Here is a 19,172-nt window from a genome sequence, read left to right as displayed (position 1 = left end):
TTATGAGAAATTTTTCATCAAAAAATTAGTAGGTTCTCAGAGTGGAAATGCTAGAATGAAGAAGGTTAACAGAGACAGAGCCATTTAAATTGGGGGAACTAACTAATTTGGATAGGAAGTGCCAACTGATAATGAAAAAGAAATTCACTCAGATTTTACTAGCAAGCGTCATTGTAGGTTCTGCATTAGTACCTTTTGTGCAAGCAGAGGCAGCAGGAACGAACCAAACGGTAGTAAGTCAAGCAGGAATGACTTTATCACAACAACAATTTATACAATCTATAGCAAATGATGCACAAGAGCTACAAAAAGAAGAAAAAATATTGACGAGTGTTACTTTAGCGCAAGCCATTTTAGAATCCAATTGGGGTAAGAGTGGCTTGTCAACTTCAGCTAACAACTTGTTTGGAATTAAAGGTAGTTATGAAGGTAGTTCTGTTTCAATGAGAACTCGAGAATTTAGCAGTGGTAAAGCTTACTACACACAAGCTGATTTTAGGAAGTATCCAGACAAAAAGGCATCACTAGTCGATCATGCCCAACTTTTTATTAACGGAGTATCTGGCAATGCAAATTTATATTCAGCAGTTATTGGAGAAACAGATTATAAAAAAGCTGCATATGCAATTCAAAATGCAGGTTATGCAACTGACCCAGCTTATGCAGAAAAACTTATTTCAACTATTGAAAATTACCATTTGGATCAATATGATCAAATTTACGATACAGTGAAAACAACAGAAAACCAATTAGCCTATGCAGAAATTAAAAATACTAGCAATGAAACAATTTGGACAAAACCATATAATACAGAAGGCGCAGAAAAAGCAGCTATTGCCAACGATTACAAAAATAAAACGCTTCGAATTTCTCAAAAAGCTGTCACAGAAAAAGGAACATGGTATCAACTTCAAGATCAAGGTAAAACAATCGGATGGATAAGCAGTAATGCTGTAGAGATTTTTTATACACCGCAAAATGAAACAAATGTGACACTGGACAAATATATCACAGATTCTGATCAAAAAGTCTATGCCTATCCAGTAGAAGACAACTCGAAAGTGGTCGCGAATTTAAATGATTACCTAGGAAAAGAATTAGATATAGACCGCCGGGCAGATGTAAAAAATGAATATTGGTACCGTATCAAATCAGAGGATGGAAAAGTGATTGGTTGGTCTAAAGCAGGTGGTTTTGCTGAAAACAATCCCAATAAGGCGTTAGAAGTAAAATAAAAATTAGCAATCCAATTGCTTAATTGATATTTCTCTGTTAAAATTAGCACCAGGTCATAAAAATATCCAGGAGAAAAACATATTTTTGTCCTGATGTAGTTTGATATGGAGGAGAACACATGAACGCAGGAATTTTAGGAGTAGGTAAATACGTACCTGAAAAAATAGTAACAAATTTTGATTTAGAAAAAATAATGGATACATCTGATGAGTGGATTCGTACTCGAACTGGTATTGAAGAAAGAAGAATTGCTCGTGATGACGAATATACGCATGACTTAGCATACGAAGCAGCAAAGGTAGCCATTGAGAATGCTGGTCTTACACCAGATGATATTGACTTATTTATTGTTGCAACTGTGACGCAGGAAGCGACTTTTCCATCCGTTGCGAATATTATTCAAGACCGTTTAGGAGCAACAAATGCTGCGGGTATGGACGTGGAAGCGGCATGTGCTGGTTTTACTTTTGGAGTAGTAACTGCAGCACAATTCATTAAAACAGGCGCATATAAAAATATCGTCGTAGTTGGTGCAGATAAATTATCTAAAATCACTAACTGGGATGATCGTGCAACAGCCGTATTATTTGGCGATGGCGCTGGAGCTGTAGTCATGGGTCCAGTTTCTGATGATCATGGACTACTTTCGTTTGACTTAGGCTCAGATGGATCTGGTGGAAAATACTTGAACTTAGACGAAAATAAGAAGATTTATATGAATGGACGTGAAGTATTCCGTTTTGCAGTTCGCCAAATGGGAGAAGCTTCGTTACGAGTACTTGAACGTGCTGGACTTGAGAAAGAAGAATTGGATTTACTTATTCCTCACCAAGCAAATATCCGTATCATGGAAGCTTCTCGCGAGCGTTTGAATTTACCGGAAGAAAAACTGATGAAAACAGTGCATAAATACGGTAATACTTCATCGTCTTCTATTGCACTTGCGCTAGTTGATGCAGTTGAAGAAGGACGCATTAAAGATAATGACAATGTCCTGCTGGTTGGCTTTGGCGGCGGACTAACATGGGGCGCCCTAATCATTCGTTGGGGTAAGTAAGCAGCAAATAAAAAAAGGAAAGTTGCCCTAACGATTATTTTTGTCAGGACAACTTTCCTTTATTTATGTTATAATGAAGCAGGCTTTTGGTTTATTTGTTTGTGCACTATTATTAATTTTAAATAAAGCCTTAACTTTATACTAGCTGCTGTCATTAGACAGAAGTTGTTTTTTATGAATTGTAAAATAAGGAGATGAGTAAATGGATAAAAGAAGAGTAGTTGTTACTGGTATCGGGGCTGTTACACCAATTGGAAACGATGCGGAGACTTCTTGGGAGAACGCAAAAAAAGGTGTTAATGGTGTTGCAAAAATGACAAGACTTAATCCGGATGATTTTCCGGTTAAAATTGCAGCAGAATTAAAAGATTTTGATGTAGAAAAATATCTAGAGAAAAAAGAAGCTCGTAAAATGGACCGTTTTACGCATTATGCCATTGCAAGTGCTGAAATGGCTGTACAAGATTCAGGTTTAGTCATTGATGATTCCAATGCAAATCGCGTTGGCGTTTGGATTGGTTCAGGAATTGGCGGAATGGAAACTTTCGAAACACAATATGAAATTTTCTTAAACCGTGGACATCGTCGAGTTAGTCCGTTTTTCGTGCCTATGATGATTCCAGATATGGGGTCAGGTCAAGTTTCTATTCGTTTTGGAGCTAAGGGCATTAATTCTACAACAGTTACAGCTTGTGCAACAGCGACGAACTCTATCGGTGATGCATTTAAAGTTATTGAACGTGGCGATGCAGATGCAATGATAACTGGTGGAGCAGAAGCACCAATTACGAAAATGTCACTTGCAGGATTTACTGCTAATAAAGCTTTGTCGTTAAATCCAGACCCAGAAACTGCATGTCGTCCATTTGATAAAGACCGTGATGGTTTTATTATCGGTGAAGGTGCAGGGATTGTTATTTTAGAAGAATACGAACATGCAAAAGCACGTGGGGCGAAAATTTACGCTGAAATCGTTGGCTACGGCGCAACAGGAGATGCCTACCACATTACTGCTCCAGCTCCAAACGGTGAAGGTGCTGCTCGTGCCATGAAGATGGCGATTGATGATGCAGGACTTACTCCTGATAAAGTAGACTACATTAATGCACATGGTACAAGTACCCCATATAACGATGAATACGAAACACAGGCTATTAAAACTGTCTTCGGAGACCATGCGAAAAAATTAGCGATTAGTTCTACTAAGTCAATGACTGGACATACTTTAGGTGCATCTGGCGGAATTGAAGCTATTTTTGCGCTTCTAAGTATTCGCGATAATATTATTGCACCAACCATTCATTTGAAAAATCAAGATGAAGTGTGCGATTTGGATTATGTTCCAAATGAAGCACGCGAAACAAACGTAAATGTAGCTATTTCTAACTCTTTTGGCTTTGGTGGTCATAATGCTACTTTAGTATTTAAGAGAATAGAAGACTAAAATTAAAATTTAATCAAAGCCTTACCTCATTTTCAGAGGTAAGGCTTTTTTTGAGCAAAAAACTAGCTTTCTTTACTATAGTTGTTTAAAATTAAATTGCACACAACTTAAAAGGAGGAGAACATGTTGGACACGAATACACGCATATTAGAAGAGCAACTGTGTTTTTCTGTTTATAATGCATCCAAACAGTTTACCAAACTTTATCGTGAAGCTTTAGAGCCCTTTCAATTAACCTATCCGCAATATATTGCTTTACTTGTTCTTTGGGAAGGTGAAGAGCAGACCGTATCAGAGCTAGGAAAAAGGTTGGCTTTAGATAGTGGAACTTTAACACCTATGCTAAAAAGAATGGAGCATTTAGGATATGTCACACGGAGCCGTCATCCGGAAGACGAGCGACGCGTCTATATTCGCCTAACAGAAAAAGCAATAAAAATACAACCTGACGTATTAAAAAGCGTGGACAACTGCCTTCAATTACTCGATTTTGCAGAATTAGACTACAGACAATTACTTACTAAAATACAGACATTAACCAAACAATTAGGAGGAATAGAAAATGAAAAAATTGTATGAAACAACAGTCATTAACACAGGTGGAAGAAGTGGCGAAGTTCATTCACCGGATAACGTATTTTACTTTGATATCTCTGCGCCAACAGAGCTTGGTGGAGATGGTGGTGGCGGAACAAACCCAGAACAACTATTTGCTGCTGGGTACGGAGCTTGTTTCAATAGCGCATTAGAATTAGTTCTAGGAAAAGCTGGAATTGAAGCAAAAAGCACAGTAACAGCAACTGTCAGCTTATATAGTGACCCAGAAGACAACGGATTTAAAATTGGTGTCGTTTTAGAAGGAACTATCGAAGGCCAAGATAAAGAAAAAACAGAAGCACTTCTTAAAAAAGCACATGAAGTATGCCCTTATTCTAAAGCAACTCGCGGTAACATCGATGTAGAAATTAAAGTAGGTTAATAATTAAATGAAAAAGCCGATGACTTAGATTGAATAAGTCATCGGCTTTTCCTATATTATTTCCTGCGTTTGCGCCCAAGTCCAACGCCGTTTTCCATTTTTTTCAATGTTTTATTAGCAACACGAGCGGCTTTTTCTGCTCCTGCGTCTAATATAGCGTCCAGCTCTTCAGATTTGAGATAAGAATAGTATCTTTCTTGAATTGGCTCAAGTTCAGAAACAACTAACTCAGCTAAATCTGTTTTGAAATCACCATAGCCTTTTCCAACATATTTTTCTTCTATACTAGCGATTGTTTCACCAGTAATAACTGAATAGATAGTTAGCAAGTTAGATACGCCAGGCTTTTCTTCTTTATTATATTCAATAATACCACTAGAATCGGTCACAGCACTTTTGATTTTTTTTCTAATAGTTGCTGGTGGATCAAGCAAAAAGATAGCATTTTTTAAATTGGCATCAGATTTACTCATTTTTTTCGTTGGATCTTGTAAGGACATTACCCGTGCACCTTGTTTAGGAATAAATACTTCTGGCATCGTGAAAATATCTGCATGTTTTTTATTAAATCGTTCCGCTAAGTCGCGAGTTAATTCGATATGTTGTTTTTGATCCTCACCAACAGGAACTAAATCTGTTTGATAAAGTAAAATATCAGCAGCCATTAAAGGCGGATAAGTTAATAGCCCAGCACTGACACCTGCTTTACCAGCTGATTTGTCTTTAAATTGTGTCATACGTTCCAATTCACCAATATAAACGTTACATTGTAAAATCCATGCCGCTTGCGCATGTGCTGCCACTTCAGATTGAATAAATAGAGTGGATTTTTCAGGATCCAGTCCAACTGCTAAATAAAGAGCTGCTAAACTTCTTGTTTGCTCACGAAGTTTTAATCTATCTTGTGGAACCGTAATAGCATGTTCGTCAACGATACAATAAAAACATTCATATTCATCTTGAAACTGCCCAAACTGTTTTAAAGCCCCAATATAATTTCCTAAAGTTAATTGTCCACTAGGTTGAATTCCGGAAAATATTACTTTTTTCATGATTATTCCTCCAATTTTTTCACTGATTGCGAAAATAAAAAACCGTCCATCCCAACATATAAATGTTAGGGACGAACGGTTATCCGCGGTGCCACCCTAAGTACCTAAAAAGGCTCTTAGCAATAGAAAGCTTCTATTAAAGAAATAACGGTCTTTAGCCGCTGTTCGCTACTCACTTTCACAAACAGTCCTCAGAAGTCCATTCGACTTTGCGCTTTATCTGTTTCCACCAACCACAGACTCTCTATTATAAAGCAACAAAATGTACTAATCTTCCTATTAACGCATCAGTTATATTACTTTTATTCTATCAGTTTACAAATCGGCTTGTCAATCACAAAAACATGCATAGAATACTAGAGAGCATAACAAGAAGGGAGCTAAACAAAATTCCAGCGTATTGAAGGCCGACTAATTCAGATAACAGCATATCTGAGAACTCATTTTCCTCTTCTCGTTTAATTTTACGAGAAATATTTCGGAACCCATTATGAACCCGGTCTAAAAATCCGCTTCTCATAATATAAACAAACAATCCAATCAATAGCGCAATAAGTGCTACCATAAAAGAAATATCCACGTAGTTGCTTAAACCAACACCGTTATTTTTGCCGAAAAGTAAAATCCCAAAAATAATTGCTTCTTGAATAAGTGTATAAATAGTAATTCGTAAAAACATTTCTTCACCTCTAATTAAAATTCATAATTCACTCTATCACAATTTGGATAGAAAGACTATATGATAGAAGGAAGCTATCATTTAATGTTAGAAATTTGTCCGTTTTTAGTAAAATAACCTTCCAACTGTCTTTACAGATTATTAACAGAAAAATCGCTTTATATCAACGTTTTTCGAATTTATTACAAAATTTAATTAAATTTTTGATATTTTTATCTAGACAACAGCCCAAAAAAAGTATATAAATATAATAATCCTTTAAATTTTAAAGGGGTTCGATATTTTCTCTTATACAAAAAGATAGCTTCTTCCAGTTATAACTTAATTGGCAAAGTTCATCGTAAATTTATCAATTTAAATGGTTATGTTTTCTGAAAACTTAATCAAAAGGTTTAGCAAAGTATACATAATTAATTCGATTTATTGCAAAATAGAGGATTGCGTAACACTTTCTGTTCAGAGTTTTCGCGCAATTTCAATTTTGCCTTAATATTTTAATAACTTGTATCTTTCATCCTTGTTTTCATTTATCTTGTAAAAATAATTTACAAAGCCAGAATTCTTAGAGTATAATAGGTATCGAAACAATTTTTCAGAAAAATAAAAAAGGGAGGTCTACTTAGTGAAAAAATCTAAATTATTTCTTACACTTGGATTAACACTATTACTAAGCTTAGTCTTGGTAGCATGCGGAGGCGGATCAGATTCCAAGTCCGACAAAAAAGGCTCAGATTCAGGAAAAGCTTCAGGAGAGCAAGTACTTAACTTGACAGAAAGCGCACTAATTCCTTCTGCAGACAGCACAAAAGCGGATGACCAAGTTGGTTTGAACGTTGTAAACCAAACAAACGAAGGTCTATATGCGCTTGACAAAGATGGTATTCCTGCCATTGCCGGTGCTGCTGAAGAGCCAAAAATTAGCGATGACAAAACAGTTTATACAATCAAACTTCGTGAAGATGCAAAATGGTCAAACGGAGACCCTGTAACTGCAAATGACTATGTTTACTCATGGCGTCGTGCAGTTGACCCTAATACTGCTGCAACATATTCTTACCTATTTGATGCAATCAAAAACGGTGGAGATATCGTAGCTGGCAAGAAAAAACCTGAAGAATTAGGAATTAAAGCAGTAGATGATTATACTTTAGAAGTTACTCTATCTAAACCAACTGCTTACATTAACTCACTATTCGCATTCCCGACTTTCTTCCCACTTAACGAAAAATTCGTTACGGAAAAAGGCGAAAAATATGCACAAAATAGTGACAACATGTTATTCAATGGACCTTTCGAGTTGAAAGACTGGACTGGAACAAACAAAAAATGGACTTACGTAAAAAATGATAAATATTGGGATAAAGATAAAGTTAAGTTGAAACAAATCAACGTACAAGTTGTTCAAGACTCCGGTACTGGACTTAACTTATACAACACTGACAAAGTTGACCGTACTGTATTGAGTGCAGACTATGCTGCTCAAAACAAAAACAATAAAGACTATGTAACAGTGAATGATTCTTCTACTTTCTACATTAAATTTAACCAAAAACGTGCTGGCAAAGACACAGTATTTGCTAACAAAAATATCCGTAAAGCTATAGCTCTTGCGATTGACAAACAATCGTATACTGATACAGTTCTTAAAAATGGATCTAAACCTGCAAACAACCTTGTACCAGAAGGTTTCACTTTTGACCCAGGTAACAAAGAAGATTATACAAAAGAATCTGGTAAACATTTAGAATATGATGTAAAAGAAGCTCAAAAAGCATGGAAAGCTGGATTGAAAGAACTAGGAGTTTCCGAAATTACAGTTGAATTCACTAGTGATGACACTGAAAATGCGAGAAAATCTTCTGAATTCATTCAAGACCAACTACAAAAGAACTTAGACGGTCTTACTGTTAAACTTAAAAACGTACCATTTAAAGTTCGTTTACAAAATGACCAAAACCAAGATTACGATTTCTCTATGAGCGGCTGGGGTCCTGACTATCAAGATCCATCCACTTTCCTAGATCTATTCGTAACTGATGGTGCACAAAACAGAATGAGTTATTCTAACAAAGACTACGACAAGATTTTAAATGATGCTTCTGTAACTTATGCAGCTGACGATCAAAAACGTTGGGATGAAATGGTTAAAGCAGAAAAAATCCTTCTTACGGATGATGTAGCTATTCAACCACTTTATCAACGTTCTACTGCATACCTACAAAAAGACTACATTAAAAACTTGCAAAAAAATCCATTTGGTCCAGATTACACTTACAAAGAAACATACTTGACTAAATAAAATATTAGTCTTTAAGAAATGCTTGACGGAAAGAGAGAGTATATTTCGATATGCTCTCTCCTTTTGCTGATGATTTTCATGTGTTATAATTAAAAATTAAAGTATCCTTTTCTAGTCTTCTAGAAACCTAACATTCGAAAAATGAAGTTTTTTTCCTAACTAATTTGCACTAATGCAATAAAAGTTTAGAAATGTAGAAAAAGGCTCACTAAACTTGCGAATTTGGTTAGGAATAACTTTTTTTATATATTAATTAAAACTGGGAGGTGTAGAGATAGATGGTTAAATATACGTTAAAAAGAGTATTATATATGCTTATAACGTTATTCATCATTGCTTCGGTTACGTTTGTTCTTATGAAATTCTTACCTGGTACGCCTTACCGTAATCAGGAGAAACTATCTGACGAACAAATTCACATGATGAATGAAAAATATGGACTAAATGATTCAATTCCAGTCCAATACTTTAATTATATGACAGGCTTGGTAAAAGGTGACTTAGGTGTTTCCTTCCAACTTGATAATAGACCAGTGTCTGAGATTTTAGGTGCACTGATTGGCCCATCTGTCCAATTAGCACTTGAGGCAATGGTTTTTGGTATTATATTTGGTATCTTACTTGGGGTAGTAGCGGCCATGTATCAAAACAAGTGGCCGGATTATACGAGTACATTTATAGCAATATTAGGTAAGTCAGTTCCATCGTTCGTATTTGCGACTGTTTTACAATACTGGCTTGGAGCAAAACTTCAAATTTTTCCAGTAGCAGGTTGGGGGACGTTTGCAGAAACTATTCTGCCAGCATTCGCACTTGCGATGTTCCCACTTGCAACTGCAGCTCGTTTCATGAGAACAGAGTTAATTGATGTTTTTGCGTCTGATTATGTTCTACTTGCTAAAGCAAAAGGGAATAGTAGAACGGAAGTAGCAGTTAAACATGCGATTCGTAATGCACTTATTCCTTTAATTACAGTTTTAGGACCATTATCGGTTGCACTGATGACTGGTTCCCTAGTTATTGAAAATATTTATAGTATTCCTGGTATTGGTAGTCAATTCGTTTCCTCTATTCAAACAAATGATTATCCAGTTATTATGGGAACTACTCTTCTATTTGCTGCTATGCTAGTATTTGTTATCTTGGTAGTGGATATTCTTTACGGATTGATTGATCCTCGAATCCGTGTGTCTGGAGGTAGAAAATAATGGCAGAACACAAAATTGCAAAAGAAAGATTTCAGCCAGCGCACATTCTGGATGCGGAAGCAGAGAAAATCAGTCGTCCAAGTTTAACATTTATGCAAGATTCTTGGCTTCGTATTCGTAAAAATAAAGCGGCTTTAGTTTCTCTAATTGTATTAGCCCTTGTTATTATCATGGCAATTGTTGGGCCTTATTTATCACAAAATTTAGGACCAAAACATGATATTAATAGACAAATTACTGAAAATGCGAGTCTTCCTCCAAAAGTTCAAGGATTTGAAAATATGCCTTTCTGGAACGGTCACCAATCTATTGGTGGAGAAGACGTTGATATTTATAAACAAAATAATATTAAAGAGGGTACTTACTACTGGTTAGGTAGTGATACGCTTGGACGTGATCAATTTGCTCGTATTTGGGCAGGGACACGTGTATCTCTTATTATTGCTGTTGTAGCAGCACTTTGTGACCTTGTTATAGGAGTTGCTTATGGTTTGATTTCTGGTTATGCTGGAGGTCGCGTAGATAACTTTATGCAACGTATATTGGAAGTAATAGGTGCAATTCCCAATTTAGTAGTTGTTATTCTTATGATGTTAGTATTAGATTCAGGTATGGTTTCTATTATTATAGCTATAGCAATGACCAGTTGGATAACGATGGCTCGGGTAGTCAGAGGACAGGTACTAAAACTTAAAAACCAAGAATTTGTTATGGCTTCTATGACACTCGGTGAATCAACACCAAAAATTTTAATTAAACATTTAATCCCAAATATTTCAGGTGTTATTATCATTAACATCATGTTTAGTATTCCTAGTGCGATTTTCTTTGAAGCCTTCTTAAGCTTTATTGGGCTTGGTCTTCCAGCGCCAGCAGCATCTCTTGGTGTCTTGGTAAATGATGGATATAAAACATTACAAGTATTACCGTATATGATTCTTTATCCATGTATTGTACTTTGTATCATCATGATTGCATTTAACTTAATTGCAGATGGCTTGCGTGATGCCTTTGATCCTAAAATGCGCGATTAAAAGAGAGGTGAGGAAAAATGGAAAAGCTATTAGAAGTTAAAGATTTAAATATTTCATTCCACACATATGCCGGTGAAGTAAAGGCAATTCGTGGGGTTAATTTTGACTTATATAAAGGGGAAACATTAGCGATTGTTGGCGAATCTGGTTCTGGTAAATCAGTAACGACAAAATCGATTATGCGTTTACTCCCAGAAGGTAACTCGGAAATTAAAAGTGGCCAAATTTTATTTAACGGAATGGATATCGCTAAAGCTCACGAAAAACAAATGCAAAAAATTCGTGGGAAAGATATAGCTATGATTTTCCAAGATCCAATGACATCATTAAATCCTACGATGACAATTGGTAAACAAATTTCTGAACCACTTATTAAGCACCAAAAAATCAGTAAACATGAAGCACATAAAACAGCGCTTCGTTTACTTCAATTAGTTGGTATTGCCAATGCAGAAGAAAGAATTAAACAATATCCTCACCAATTTTCTGGCGGGATGCGTCAACGGGTTGTTATTGCGATTTCACTGGCATGTAACCCACAAATTCTTATTGCAGATGAGCCAACAACAGCGCTAGATGTAACTATCCAAGCACAAATTTTAGATTTAATGAAGGATTTACAGAAAAAAATTGATACATCGATTATCTTTATTACCCATGACCTTGGTGTTGTAGCAAACGTTGCAGACCGTGTAGCTGTTATGTACGGTGGTAAAATTGTTGAAATCGGAACAGTTGATGAAATTTTCTATAATCCACAACACCCTTATACATGGGGACTAATTAGCTCTATGCCTACTTTGGATACAGATGATGAAGAATTATTTGTTATTCCTGGTACGCCACCTGATTTACTTCATCCTCCGAAAGGGGACGCATTTGCTGCGCGTAATAAATACGCAATGCAAATTGACCTTGAAGAAGAGCCACCACTATTTAAGGTGTCTGATACACATTATGCGGCTACATGGTTGCTTCATCCTGATGCACCAGAAGTAACGCCACCTGATGCTGTATTACGCCGCCAAGAACAGTTTGCGGCACTTCATCCTGGCATGCAAGCTGTCCATGCGAAAGGGGTAGAAGTAGAATGACTGAACAAAGAGAAAAATTATTAGAGATTCATAATCTAAAACAATACTTCAACAAAGGTACTGCAAGCGAAGTACGTGCGGTTGATGATATTTCTTTTGATATTTATAAAGGTGAAACACTTGGTTTAGTAGGAGAATCTGGTTGTGGTAAATCTACAACTGGACGTACTATCATTCGTTTATACGATGCTACGGGTGGAGAAGTGATTTATAACGGTAAAAATGTGCATGCACGTAAAAGTCGTAAAGAAATGCTTGAATTCCGTCGTAAAATGCAAATGATTTTCCAAGATCCATATGCGTCTTTAAATCCGCGTATGAAAGTTAAAGATATCATTGCAGAAGGTATTCGTATTCATGGCCTGGCAAAAACACCTGAAGAAACGAATAGACAAGTATACGATTTATTAGAAACAGTTGGATTAAGTAAAGAGCATGCTGGTCGTTACCCACATGAGTTTTCCGGTGGTCAACGTCAACGTATTGGTATCGCTCGTGCGCTAGCTGTTCAACCAGAATTTATTATTGCCGATGAGCCTATTTCCGCGTTAGATGTATCTATCCAAGCGCAAGTAGTAAACTTATTACGTCAATTGCAAAAAGAAAAAAATCTAACTTATCTATTCATTGCCCACGATTTATCAATGGTTAAATATATTAGTGATCGTATTGGAGTAATGTACTTCGGTAAATTAGTAGAGTTAGCGCCAGCCAATGATTTGTATCATGCGCCGCTACACCCTTATACAGAATCACTTTTATCCGCCATTCCTTTGCCAGATCCAAATTATGAGCGTACTCGTGTACGTAAAACTTATGATCCAACATCTCATAATTATAAAGATGGCGATGAAATTAAAATGCGCGAAATCGCTCCTGGACATTTTGTTTATTGTTCAGAAGAAGAAGAAGTTATGTATAAAGAAAAGCATGCTAAGCTAACTGCTGAAGCTGCTACGAAATAATAGGAAAACATCAATCGGAGTAAAATTTGATTGATGTTTTTTTACAAAATTAAAATTCTCATGAAATTCTCATAAAAAAGCTGTTTTTTTCATGTGATTTTAGTTTAAACAAGTTATAGTAGGGGTATCATATACATAACGGCTTGCTAACAATGGTTTTACATATTTGGAAAGAAAAATTTAAAAAATAGTATATGGAATTTCACAAAATTAGTGTATAATGAAGTGTAAGTTCTTTAATGAATTTTCCAAATAGAGATATTGCTAGAATTTCGTTATATGAATGAAACAATACCCGATAAGGAGTGTGAATGTCTAATGGTAACGTTATACACTTCACCTAGTTGCACATCTTGCCGAAAAGCTCGTGCATGGTTGGAAGAACATGATATCCCTTATAAGGAAAGAAACATTTTTTCTGAGCCACTTAGTTTGGATGAAATTAAAGAAATTCTTCGTATGACTGAGGATGGTACAGATGAAATTATTTCCACTCGTTCAAAAACGTTCCAAAAATTGAACGTGGATTTAGATAGCCTTCCTTTGCAACAACTATTTGAATTAATCCAGAAAAATCCTGGCTTATTAAGACGTCCTATCATTATTGATGAAAAACGTTTGCAAGTTGGGTACAATGAAGATGAAATTCGCCGTTTCTTACCGCGCCGTGTACGTACGTATCAACTACGTGAAGCGCAAAAAATGGTTAACTAAGATTGATAAAAGTGGTTGCCAAGGATTCCATTTAATTGGATTCTTGGCACTTTTTTTGTAGTTTAAGTAAATGTTCTTGAATTTTTTCTGCTTTTCAGCTAAGATAAGATTCCACCAAGCATTTTGAAGGAAAAATGGTGGTACTATTTCCTAATATGAGCTACAATGAATTTAACCAATTAAGTTTTACCCTTCATTGTCAATGACTAAGAAGGAAGGGAGCGTGTGACGATGGAAATTGAACGAATTAATGAAGATACAATCAAGTTTTATATCTCTTATCTGGATTTGGAAGAGCGAGGTTTTAACCAAGAAGATGTTTGGTATGATCGCGAGAAAAGTGAAGAACTTTTCTGGGATATGATGGATGAGCTGAAATATGAAGAAGAGTTCTCTCCGGAAGGTCCGCTCTGGATACAAGTGCAAGCCTTAAAACATGGCTTAGAAGTATTTGTAACAAAAGCCACAATTGGTGGAAAAGGCGAAGACGGATTTGATGTCACGCTTAGCTCTCCAGATGAGCTTGCAGAAGAAAAAATCGAAAAACTACTCGAAGAAAACTTCAATCCAGTGAAGAAAGAAGCACTTGGAGAAGATGATACGCTAGAGTTTATTTTAGAGTTCCGTGATTTTGAAGATGCTATCTCGCTTTCACGAGCAACAGGACTAGAAAATTTAGTAACTAAGCTATACTCGTATCAAGGAAAGTATTATTTGAATGTAGAATTTCCTGAGAATAAGTATGATGAATCTAACATTGACAATGCCGTTAGTATTTTGCTTGAATACGGTTTAGAGTCAAATTTAACTGGTTATATGCTAGCTGAGTACGGAAAAGTAATCTTTGACGTTCCTGCATTAAAGCAAATTAGAAAACATTTCTAAAATAGTATTTTAAAGACCTTTTTGTGCTGAAAATGAGCCAAATGGGTCTTTTTTTGTGATTTTAAAAATAAGAAAGGAAATTAGTTGTTTCGTGGCGAATAGTAATATTAAAGAGCTAATAGGAGAGTGATAATTATTTTTACAGCCAGAAATAACATTGGAGAAACTTTTACTATTACTAAGATGAATGTGGAACGAATCAAGCAAGAAGAAAAATTATTTTGTAAGTCGTGTGCAAGCCCGGTAATGATAAAAGCAGGTCAAATCAAAATACCGCATTTTGCTCATGAGAAGACTACGAAGTGTGCATTTGCTTCTGAAGGGGAGAGCGAGGAACATTTAGCAGCTAAAAAACAAATCATGGCCTGGTATTGTTATCAGAGTATTCCTGTGGAAGTGGAAAGTTATTTTCCAGAAATAAAGCGACAAGCAGATATTTTTGTGAATGGGAAGGCAGTAATTGAATTTCAATGTTCTTCTATTTCAATTAGTGAGATGATTCAACGTACAATGGACTACTTATCGATTGGTTTAGAGGTGCACTGGATACTAGGTCAAGTAGTAAGGAAAGAGAAAGGTCGCATTTGTCTTTCTGCATTCCAACAAGCTTTTATTCAATCTGACAAGAAATTTGGTTATCATTTTTGGCACTATTCTGCTGAGCGAGAGATTTGCACACTTTATTATCATCTAACATTTGAAAAAGGAAATCGTTTTTTCGCAAGTGAAATGACGTTTTCTATGAAGGCACCCTTTAGTGAATGGAAGAAGAAGTTAGCTAGAATTATTACACGCCATGCCTATGTAAAGCGAGATAGAGAACTCGAAAGACAAAAAATTTGTTTTTATTATGCTAGATTTAAAAAGCACGGTCAATTTATGCAAAAATTATTTAATGCCGGTTATTATTTGCACTATTTACCGAAAGAGATAGGTGTAGATTTAGAAGAACAATTTTTAGTTATTACACCTGCTGTTGAATGGCAATTTGATTTGTGGGAAAAGTTTTTTAAAGGTTTGGAGAAAGGGGATACTTTTAGCGAATGCTGCTTTTTTGAGAGTTTTCAATCCGTTGTGACCCAAATTTTAACTATCTGGCTTTCTCCAAATGAAAGCTTGAAGTTAGGAAAATCATATCTTTCTTATTTGATTGGTGAAGGGGTGTTATCTACCATACCAGATAATCGATATCGAGTGAAACGGAAAATGGCTTTTACTAATACTCAGGCAGCACATATATAATCATCTGTTTTGCTTTTTTAATTATTTTGGCTCATAATAAAAACAAAATGACTATGGTTGGGGGTTTTAATATTGAGTAAAACAAAAGCATTACCTTTAAGAGAAGAAGTACCAGAAAATCTAACATGGGATTTAACGACAATTTATCCAAATGATGAAGCTTGGGAACAAGCATTTACAGATTTGCAAAAAATCACAGAAGAAAGCGAGCAATTTAAAGGGCGTTTATCAGAAAGCAGCCAGACACTATATGAAGCACTTCAATTTCGAGATAATGCATATGATTTAATTAGTAACTTATATGTATATGCGCATTTGAAAATGGACCAAGATACAGCTAATGCAAAATATCAAGGTTTATATAGTCGCGCAGGAAGCTTAGTTACCAAGCTAATGTCTGCACTGTCTTATTATGATCCAGAAATTTTAGCAATGGACGAAAGTGTTTTAAAACAATTTTTAAATGAGAACAAAGATTTACAATTATATGCGCATTTACTAGAAGAGTTAAATTTGAGTCGACCGTATATTTTAAGTGAGAAAGAAGAAGCTTTACTAGCTAACGCAGGTGAAGTGCTTGGAAGTTCTTCTAATACTTTTAATACCTTGAATAATGCAGATATGAAGTTTCCGACTATTAAAGATGAGAACGGAGAAGATATTGAAATTACTCATGGTCGTTTTGGGAAATTGCTGGAAAGTAATGATCCACGTGTGCGTCGAGAAGCGTTTCTTGGTGTATATTCTGTTTATGAAGGCTTAAAAAACACCTTAGCCTCTACTTTAAATGGACAAGTGAAGAAGTCTAATTTTTATGCTTCTACTCGTGGCTACTCCTCAGCTCGTGAAGCGGCTCTTTCTGGTAATCATATTCCTGAAACAGTATATGATTCCTTGTTAAAATCAGTGAATGCAAATGCAGATTTGCTTCATCGTTACGTGAAGTTACGTAAAGAATTACTTGGTTTAGAGGAATTGCATATGTATGATCTTTATACGCCACTTTCTGATGATGTTAATTTGGAGTTTACTTATGAGGAAGCGAAAGAACTTGTACTTGAAGCACTTAAACCGCTTGGTGATGAATATCAAGCAATTTTGAAAGAGGCGTTTGATAGTCGTTGGATTGATGTCATGGAAAATAAAGGGAAACGTAGTGGCGCCTATTCTTCTGGTTCATATAGTACGAACCCTTATATTTTACTCAATTGGCAAGATAATATTAATAATGTTTACACGCTTGCACATGAATTAGGACATAGTGTGCATAGTTACTATACAAGAAAAAATCAACCATTTGTTTACGGCGATTATTCGATTTTCTTGGCAGAAGTTGCTTCTACGACCAATGAAAATCTGTTGACTGATTATCTGCTTAAGAAATATGAGGATCCTAAGGTACGTGCTTATTTGTTGAATCACTATTTGGATGGATTCAAAGGGACTGTATTCCGTCAAACGCAATTTGCTGAATTTGAGCATGCCATTCATCAAGCAGATCAACAAGGAGTGGCGTTGACTGCGGATTTCTTGACAGAAACATATTTTGATATTAACAAGAAATATTACGGGGAAGCGATGGTTTATGATGCTGAAATTGGTTATGAATGGTCTCGTATTCCGCATTTTTATATGAACTATTATGTGTTCCAATATGCGACTGGTTTTTCTGCAGCGTCTGCATTGAGTGCGAAGATTTTAACAGAAGGCCAAGAAGCGGTAACTGCTTATATTGATTTCTTGAAAGCGGGAAGTTCGGATTATCCTATTGATGTGTTGAAAAAAGCAGGAGTGGATATGGCAACTCCTAATCCTGTGGATGATGCACTAAAAGTATTTGAACAAAGACTGGATGAACTAGAAAAATTAGTTAAATGACACATTGTGAAATTTGCAAAAAAAGACATCGTAGCTATAATGGCTGCATGTCTTTTTTTGCGTATGTTTAAGTGATGCCAATCTTCATAGAATAGACAAATAAAAATAGGTATGTGAACTATTGAATTATAAGCGTTTATATGGTATATTATAACCGTGAAATAAATCACAAACAAATACCCCCTTTATTTGATTGTGTGAATTTCTCCTTTTGATTGCGCTGTAAGAAGCCGTGGCATTTTGCTACGGCTTTTTACGTTATTACGATACTAACTCAGAATTAAAGGAGGATTAAAGATGGAATTTGAAGATGAAAAATTACTACGAGAAGTACTTCTTTTTGCGGGAAGTGTAGATACGAAGATTAATGATATGTCACTTGAAGTGATTGATTTTGGAAATCTGCGGGACTATACAAAAAATGAAGTACTACTAACGCTTTATTGGTTAGAAGAGAATGGCTTTTTAACAAGAAATAATAATATTGCAGAAAAACGATACACGTTAACTTTAAAAGGGGAATTACTATATAATCGCTTTTCTCAAATAGAAGAGTAAAAGAAATAATTATTAACCATGGATAGGTGTTGCTATTCATGGTTTTTTTGATCTTTTAATTGGTAAAAAAAACAATCCGTTATTGACAATGATAATCATTATCAATTAAAATGATAATTAACGTATACTTTTACATAAACTTTTACTCCGCTTTTATTAGTGGGGGTTTTTTATAAATAGTAGTTTTATTAAAGAAGGGAGATTTAAGTATGAAGAAAGTTTTAGTTTTGGCTGCTTTTATTGCCTTATTCAGTTTTTCGTTTCTTTCTACGGGATTAACGGCACAAGCTGCTCTTAAGGATGGCACCTATTCGGTTGACTATACGGTATTACAAGGGGATAGTGATTCCGTATCTATGGCGAATGACTATTTTGATAAACCTGCCACGGTAACTGTAAATGGAGGGAAATCTTCTGTTAGTTTGCAAGTGAACCATAGTAAGTGGATTACTGGTTTATGGGTGGAAGGTAGTGCGGTTAGTGTGACTTCGAAAAATACATCGAATGATACACGAAAAGTATCGTTTCCAGTTTCGACGTTAAGTAGTCCTGTTAATGCAAAAATCAAAGTAGATATTGATGATGACGGTTTAAATTACCATCATGAGTATCAAATCAAGTTACGTTTTGATGAAGGTTCTGCTAAAGCATTAGCTGGAGCGGTAAAGTCTTCTGATAACAACGATACAGCAACGCCTGCGACAAAAAGTGACTCAAGTAATAAAGTAGCAAATCCGAAGTCTAGTGATTCTAGCCAAATGTTTTTATATGGAATTATTTTTGTTGCAGCAGGGACAGGGTTAGTTTTACTTAAAAGACGTGCGATTTTTAAATAAAGGGGGATTATG

The 19,172-nt window shown here is 35.6% G+C and carries 18 protein-coding genes and 1 other annotated feature; of the genes, 16 read left to right on the top strand and 2 right to left on the bottom strand.

Annotated features, from left to right (window positions below; genetic code table 11):
• The first annotated feature begins 107 nt into the window (after positions 1-107).
• From HRK21_RS02885 to HRK21_RS02865, 5 genes are all read left to right on the top strand, one after another.
• On the top strand, positions 108-1,235 hold the full coding sequence (locus tag HRK21_RS02885; protein ID WP_077952708.1) for a GW domain-containing glycosaminoglycan-binding protein: 1,128 nt from the start codon (positions 108-110) through the stop codon (positions 1,233-1,235).
• 119 nt (positions 1,236-1,354) lie between these two features.
• Positions 1,355-2,293, top strand: coding sequence for a 3-oxoacyl-ACP synthase III FabH (gene fabH, locus HRK21_RS02880; protein ID WP_003729602.1), 939 nt, complete (start codon positions 1,355-1,357; stop codon positions 2,291-2,293).
• Positions 2,294-2,495: 202 nt separating this feature from the next.
• Entirely contained in the window at positions 2,496-3,737 is a 1,242-nt protein-coding gene (fabF, locus tag HRK21_RS02875; RefSeq protein ID WP_003739561.1) for a beta-ketoacyl-ACP synthase II, read from the top strand.
• Positions 3,738-3,863: 126 nt separating this feature from the next.
• Positions 3,864-4,316 (top strand): MarR family winged helix-turn-helix transcriptional regulator, encoded by a 453-nt coding sequence (locus HRK21_RS02870; protein WP_077952266.1) that lies wholly within the window; start codon positions 3,864-3,866, stop codon positions 4,314-4,316.
• Positions 4,300-4,716, top strand: a complete 417-nt coding sequence (locus HRK21_RS02865; protein WP_003722322.1) for an organic hydroperoxide resistance protein — start codon at positions 4,300-4,302, stop codon at positions 4,714-4,716. The genes HRK21_RS02870 and HRK21_RS02865 overlap by 17 nt, the downstream gene beginning before the upstream one ends.
• A 56-nt stretch (positions 4,717-4,772) precedes the next feature.
• On the opposite strand, the gene trpS is transcribed toward HRK21_RS02865, so the two are convergent.
• Together trpS and HRK21_RS02855 are read right to left on the bottom strand one after the other, a co-directional pair.
• The gene (trpS, locus tag HRK21_RS02860; RefSeq protein ID WP_070005843.1) at positions 4,773-5,768 is read right to left on the bottom strand and encodes a tryptophan--tRNA ligase; all 996 of its coding nucleotides are present in this window, start codon (positions 5,766-5,768) and stop codon (positions 4,773-4,775) included.
• Positions 5,769-5,832: 64 nt separating this feature from the next.
• Positions 5,833-6,060 (bottom strand) — a binding site (T-box leader).
• Positions 6,061-6,102: 42 nt separating this feature from the next.
• Positions 6,103-6,447 (bottom strand): DUF3899 domain-containing protein, encoded by a 345-nt coding sequence (locus HRK21_RS02855; RefSeq protein WP_070005844.1) that lies wholly within the window; start codon positions 6,445-6,447, stop codon positions 6,103-6,105.
• A 622-nt stretch (positions 6,448-7,069) separates the two neighbouring features.
• Between HRK21_RS02855 and HRK21_RS02850 the strand changes: the two genes are divergently transcribed.
• The 11 genes from HRK21_RS02850 to isdC all read left to right on the top strand — a co-directional run bounded on the left by HRK21_RS02850 (position 7,070) and on the right by isdC (position 19,160).
• Positions 7,070-8,746: a peptide ABC transporter substrate-binding protein gene (locus HRK21_RS02850; RefSeq protein WP_003729598.1), complete on the top strand. Its 1,677-nt coding sequence runs from the start codon at positions 7,070-7,072 to the stop codon at positions 8,744-8,746.
• A gap of 278 nt (positions 8,747-9,024) precedes the next feature.
• Complete coding sequence (opp3b, locus tag HRK21_RS02845; RefSeq protein ID WP_070005845.1) at positions 9,025-9,954, top strand: oligopeptide ABC transporter permease; 930 nt, start codon at positions 9,025-9,027, stop codon at positions 9,952-9,954.
• Positions 9,954-10,988: an oligopeptide ABC transporter permease gene (gene opp3C, locus HRK21_RS02840; RefSeq protein ID WP_070005846.1), complete on the top strand. Its 1,035-nt coding sequence runs from the start codon at positions 9,954-9,956 to the stop codon at positions 10,986-10,988. The genes opp3b and opp3C overlap by 1 nt, the downstream gene beginning before the upstream one ends.
• Positions 10,989-11,005: 17 nt before the next feature.
• Complete coding sequence (locus HRK21_RS02835) at positions 11,006-12,082, top strand: ABC transporter ATP-binding protein (protein WP_003739554.1); 1,077 nt, start codon at positions 11,006-11,008, stop codon at positions 12,080-12,082.
• Entirely contained in the window at positions 12,079-13,047 is a 969-nt protein-coding gene (gene oppF, locus HRK21_RS02830; protein WP_069887816.1) for an ABC transporter ATP-binding protein, read from the top strand. Before HRK21_RS02835 ends, oppF begins: the two co-directional genes overlap by 4 nt.
• A gap of 318 nt (positions 13,048-13,365) precedes the next feature.
• The gene (gene spxA / locus HRK21_RS02825) at positions 13,366-13,761 is read left to right on the top strand and encodes a transcriptional regulator SpxA (RefSeq protein ID WP_003720569.1); all 396 of its coding nucleotides are present in this window, start codon (positions 13,366-13,368) and stop codon (positions 13,759-13,761) included.
• A 231-nt stretch (positions 13,762-13,992) separates the two neighbouring features.
• A complete protein-coding gene (gene mecA, locus HRK21_RS02820) occupies positions 13,993-14,646 on the top strand; it encodes an adaptor protein MecA (RefSeq protein ID WP_003722314.1) in 654 nt (217 codons plus the stop codon).
• A 126-nt stretch (positions 14,647-14,772) separates the two neighbouring features.
• Positions 14,773-15,888, top strand: coding sequence for a competence protein CoiA (locus HRK21_RS02815; RefSeq protein WP_077952709.1), 1,116 nt, complete (start codon positions 14,773-14,775; stop codon positions 15,886-15,888).
• Positions 15,889-15,960: 72 nt separating this feature from the next.
• Entirely contained in the window at positions 15,961-17,766 is a 1,806-nt protein-coding gene (pepF, locus tag HRK21_RS02810) for an oligoendopeptidase F (protein ID WP_070005847.1), read from the top strand.
• Between the two features lie 297 nt (positions 17,767-18,063).
• On the top strand, positions 18,064-18,324 hold the full coding sequence (locus tag HRK21_RS02805) for a DUF3116 family protein (RefSeq protein WP_069887818.1): 261 nt from the start codon (positions 18,064-18,066) through the stop codon (positions 18,322-18,324).
• A gap of 209 nt (positions 18,325-18,533) precedes the next feature.
• Entirely contained in the window at positions 18,534-19,160 is a 627-nt protein-coding gene (isdC, locus tag HRK21_RS02800; RefSeq protein ID WP_003739549.1) for a heme uptake protein IsdC, read from the top strand.
• The last annotated feature ends 12 nt before the right edge of the window (positions 19,161-19,172 follow it).

The sequence above is a fragment of the Listeria monocytogenes genome, from assembly GCF_013282665.1.
Taxonomy (GTDB): domain Bacteria; phylum Bacillota; class Bacilli; order Lactobacillales; family Listeriaceae; genus Listeria; species Listeria monocytogenes_C.
Note: the sequence above shows the minus strand (reverse complement) of the source record. Positions and strands in the feature narration are given on the sequence as shown.

Excerpts from the sequence above, each read along its gene's own strand:
- mecA (WP_003722314.1), top strand. The coding sequence starts at position 13,993 with ATGGAAATTGAACGAATTAATGAAGATACAATCAAGTTTTATATCTCT.
- HRK21_RS02855 (WP_070005844.1), bottom strand. The coding sequence starts at position 6,447 with ATGTTTTTACGAATTACTATTTATACACTTATTCAAGAAGCAATTATT.
- HRK21_RS02835 (WP_003739554.1), top strand. The coding sequence starts at position 11,006 with ATGGAAAAGCTATTAGAAGTTAAAGATTTAAATATTTCATTCCACACA.
- opp3b (WP_070005845.1), top strand. The coding sequence starts at position 9,025 with ATGGTTAAATATACGTTAAAAAGAGTATTATATATGCTTATAACGTTA.
- fabH (WP_003729602.1), top strand. The coding sequence starts at position 1,355 with ATGAACGCAGGAATTTTAGGAGTAGGTAAATACGTACCTGAAAAAATA.
- isdC (WP_003739549.1), top strand. The coding sequence starts at position 18,534 with ATGAAGAAAGTTTTAGTTTTGGCTGCTTTTATTGCCTTATTCAGTTTT.
- HRK21_RS02865 (WP_003722322.1), top strand. The coding sequence starts at position 4,300 with ATGAAAAAATTGTATGAAACAACAGTCATTAACACAGGTGGAAGAAGT.
- spxA (WP_003720569.1), top strand. The coding sequence starts at position 13,366 with ATGGTAACGTTATACACTTCACCTAGTTGCACATCTTGCCGAAAAGCT.
- trpS (WP_070005843.1), bottom strand. The coding sequence starts at position 5,768 with ATGAAAAAAGTAATATTTTCCGGAATTCAACCTAGTGGACAATTAACT.
- HRK21_RS02805 (WP_069887818.1), top strand. The coding sequence starts at position 18,064 with ATGGAATTTGAAGATGAAAAATTACTACGAGAAGTACTTCTTTTTGCG.
- fabF (WP_003739561.1), top strand. The coding sequence starts at position 2,496 with ATGGATAAAAGAAGAGTAGTTGTTACTGGTATCGGGGCTGTTACACCA.
- oppF (WP_069887816.1), top strand. The coding sequence starts at position 12,079 with ATGACTGAACAAAGAGAAAAATTATTAGAGATTCATAATCTAAAACAA.
- opp3C (WP_070005846.1), top strand. The coding sequence starts at position 9,954 with ATGGCAGAACACAAAATTGCAAAAGAAAGATTTCAGCCAGCGCACATT.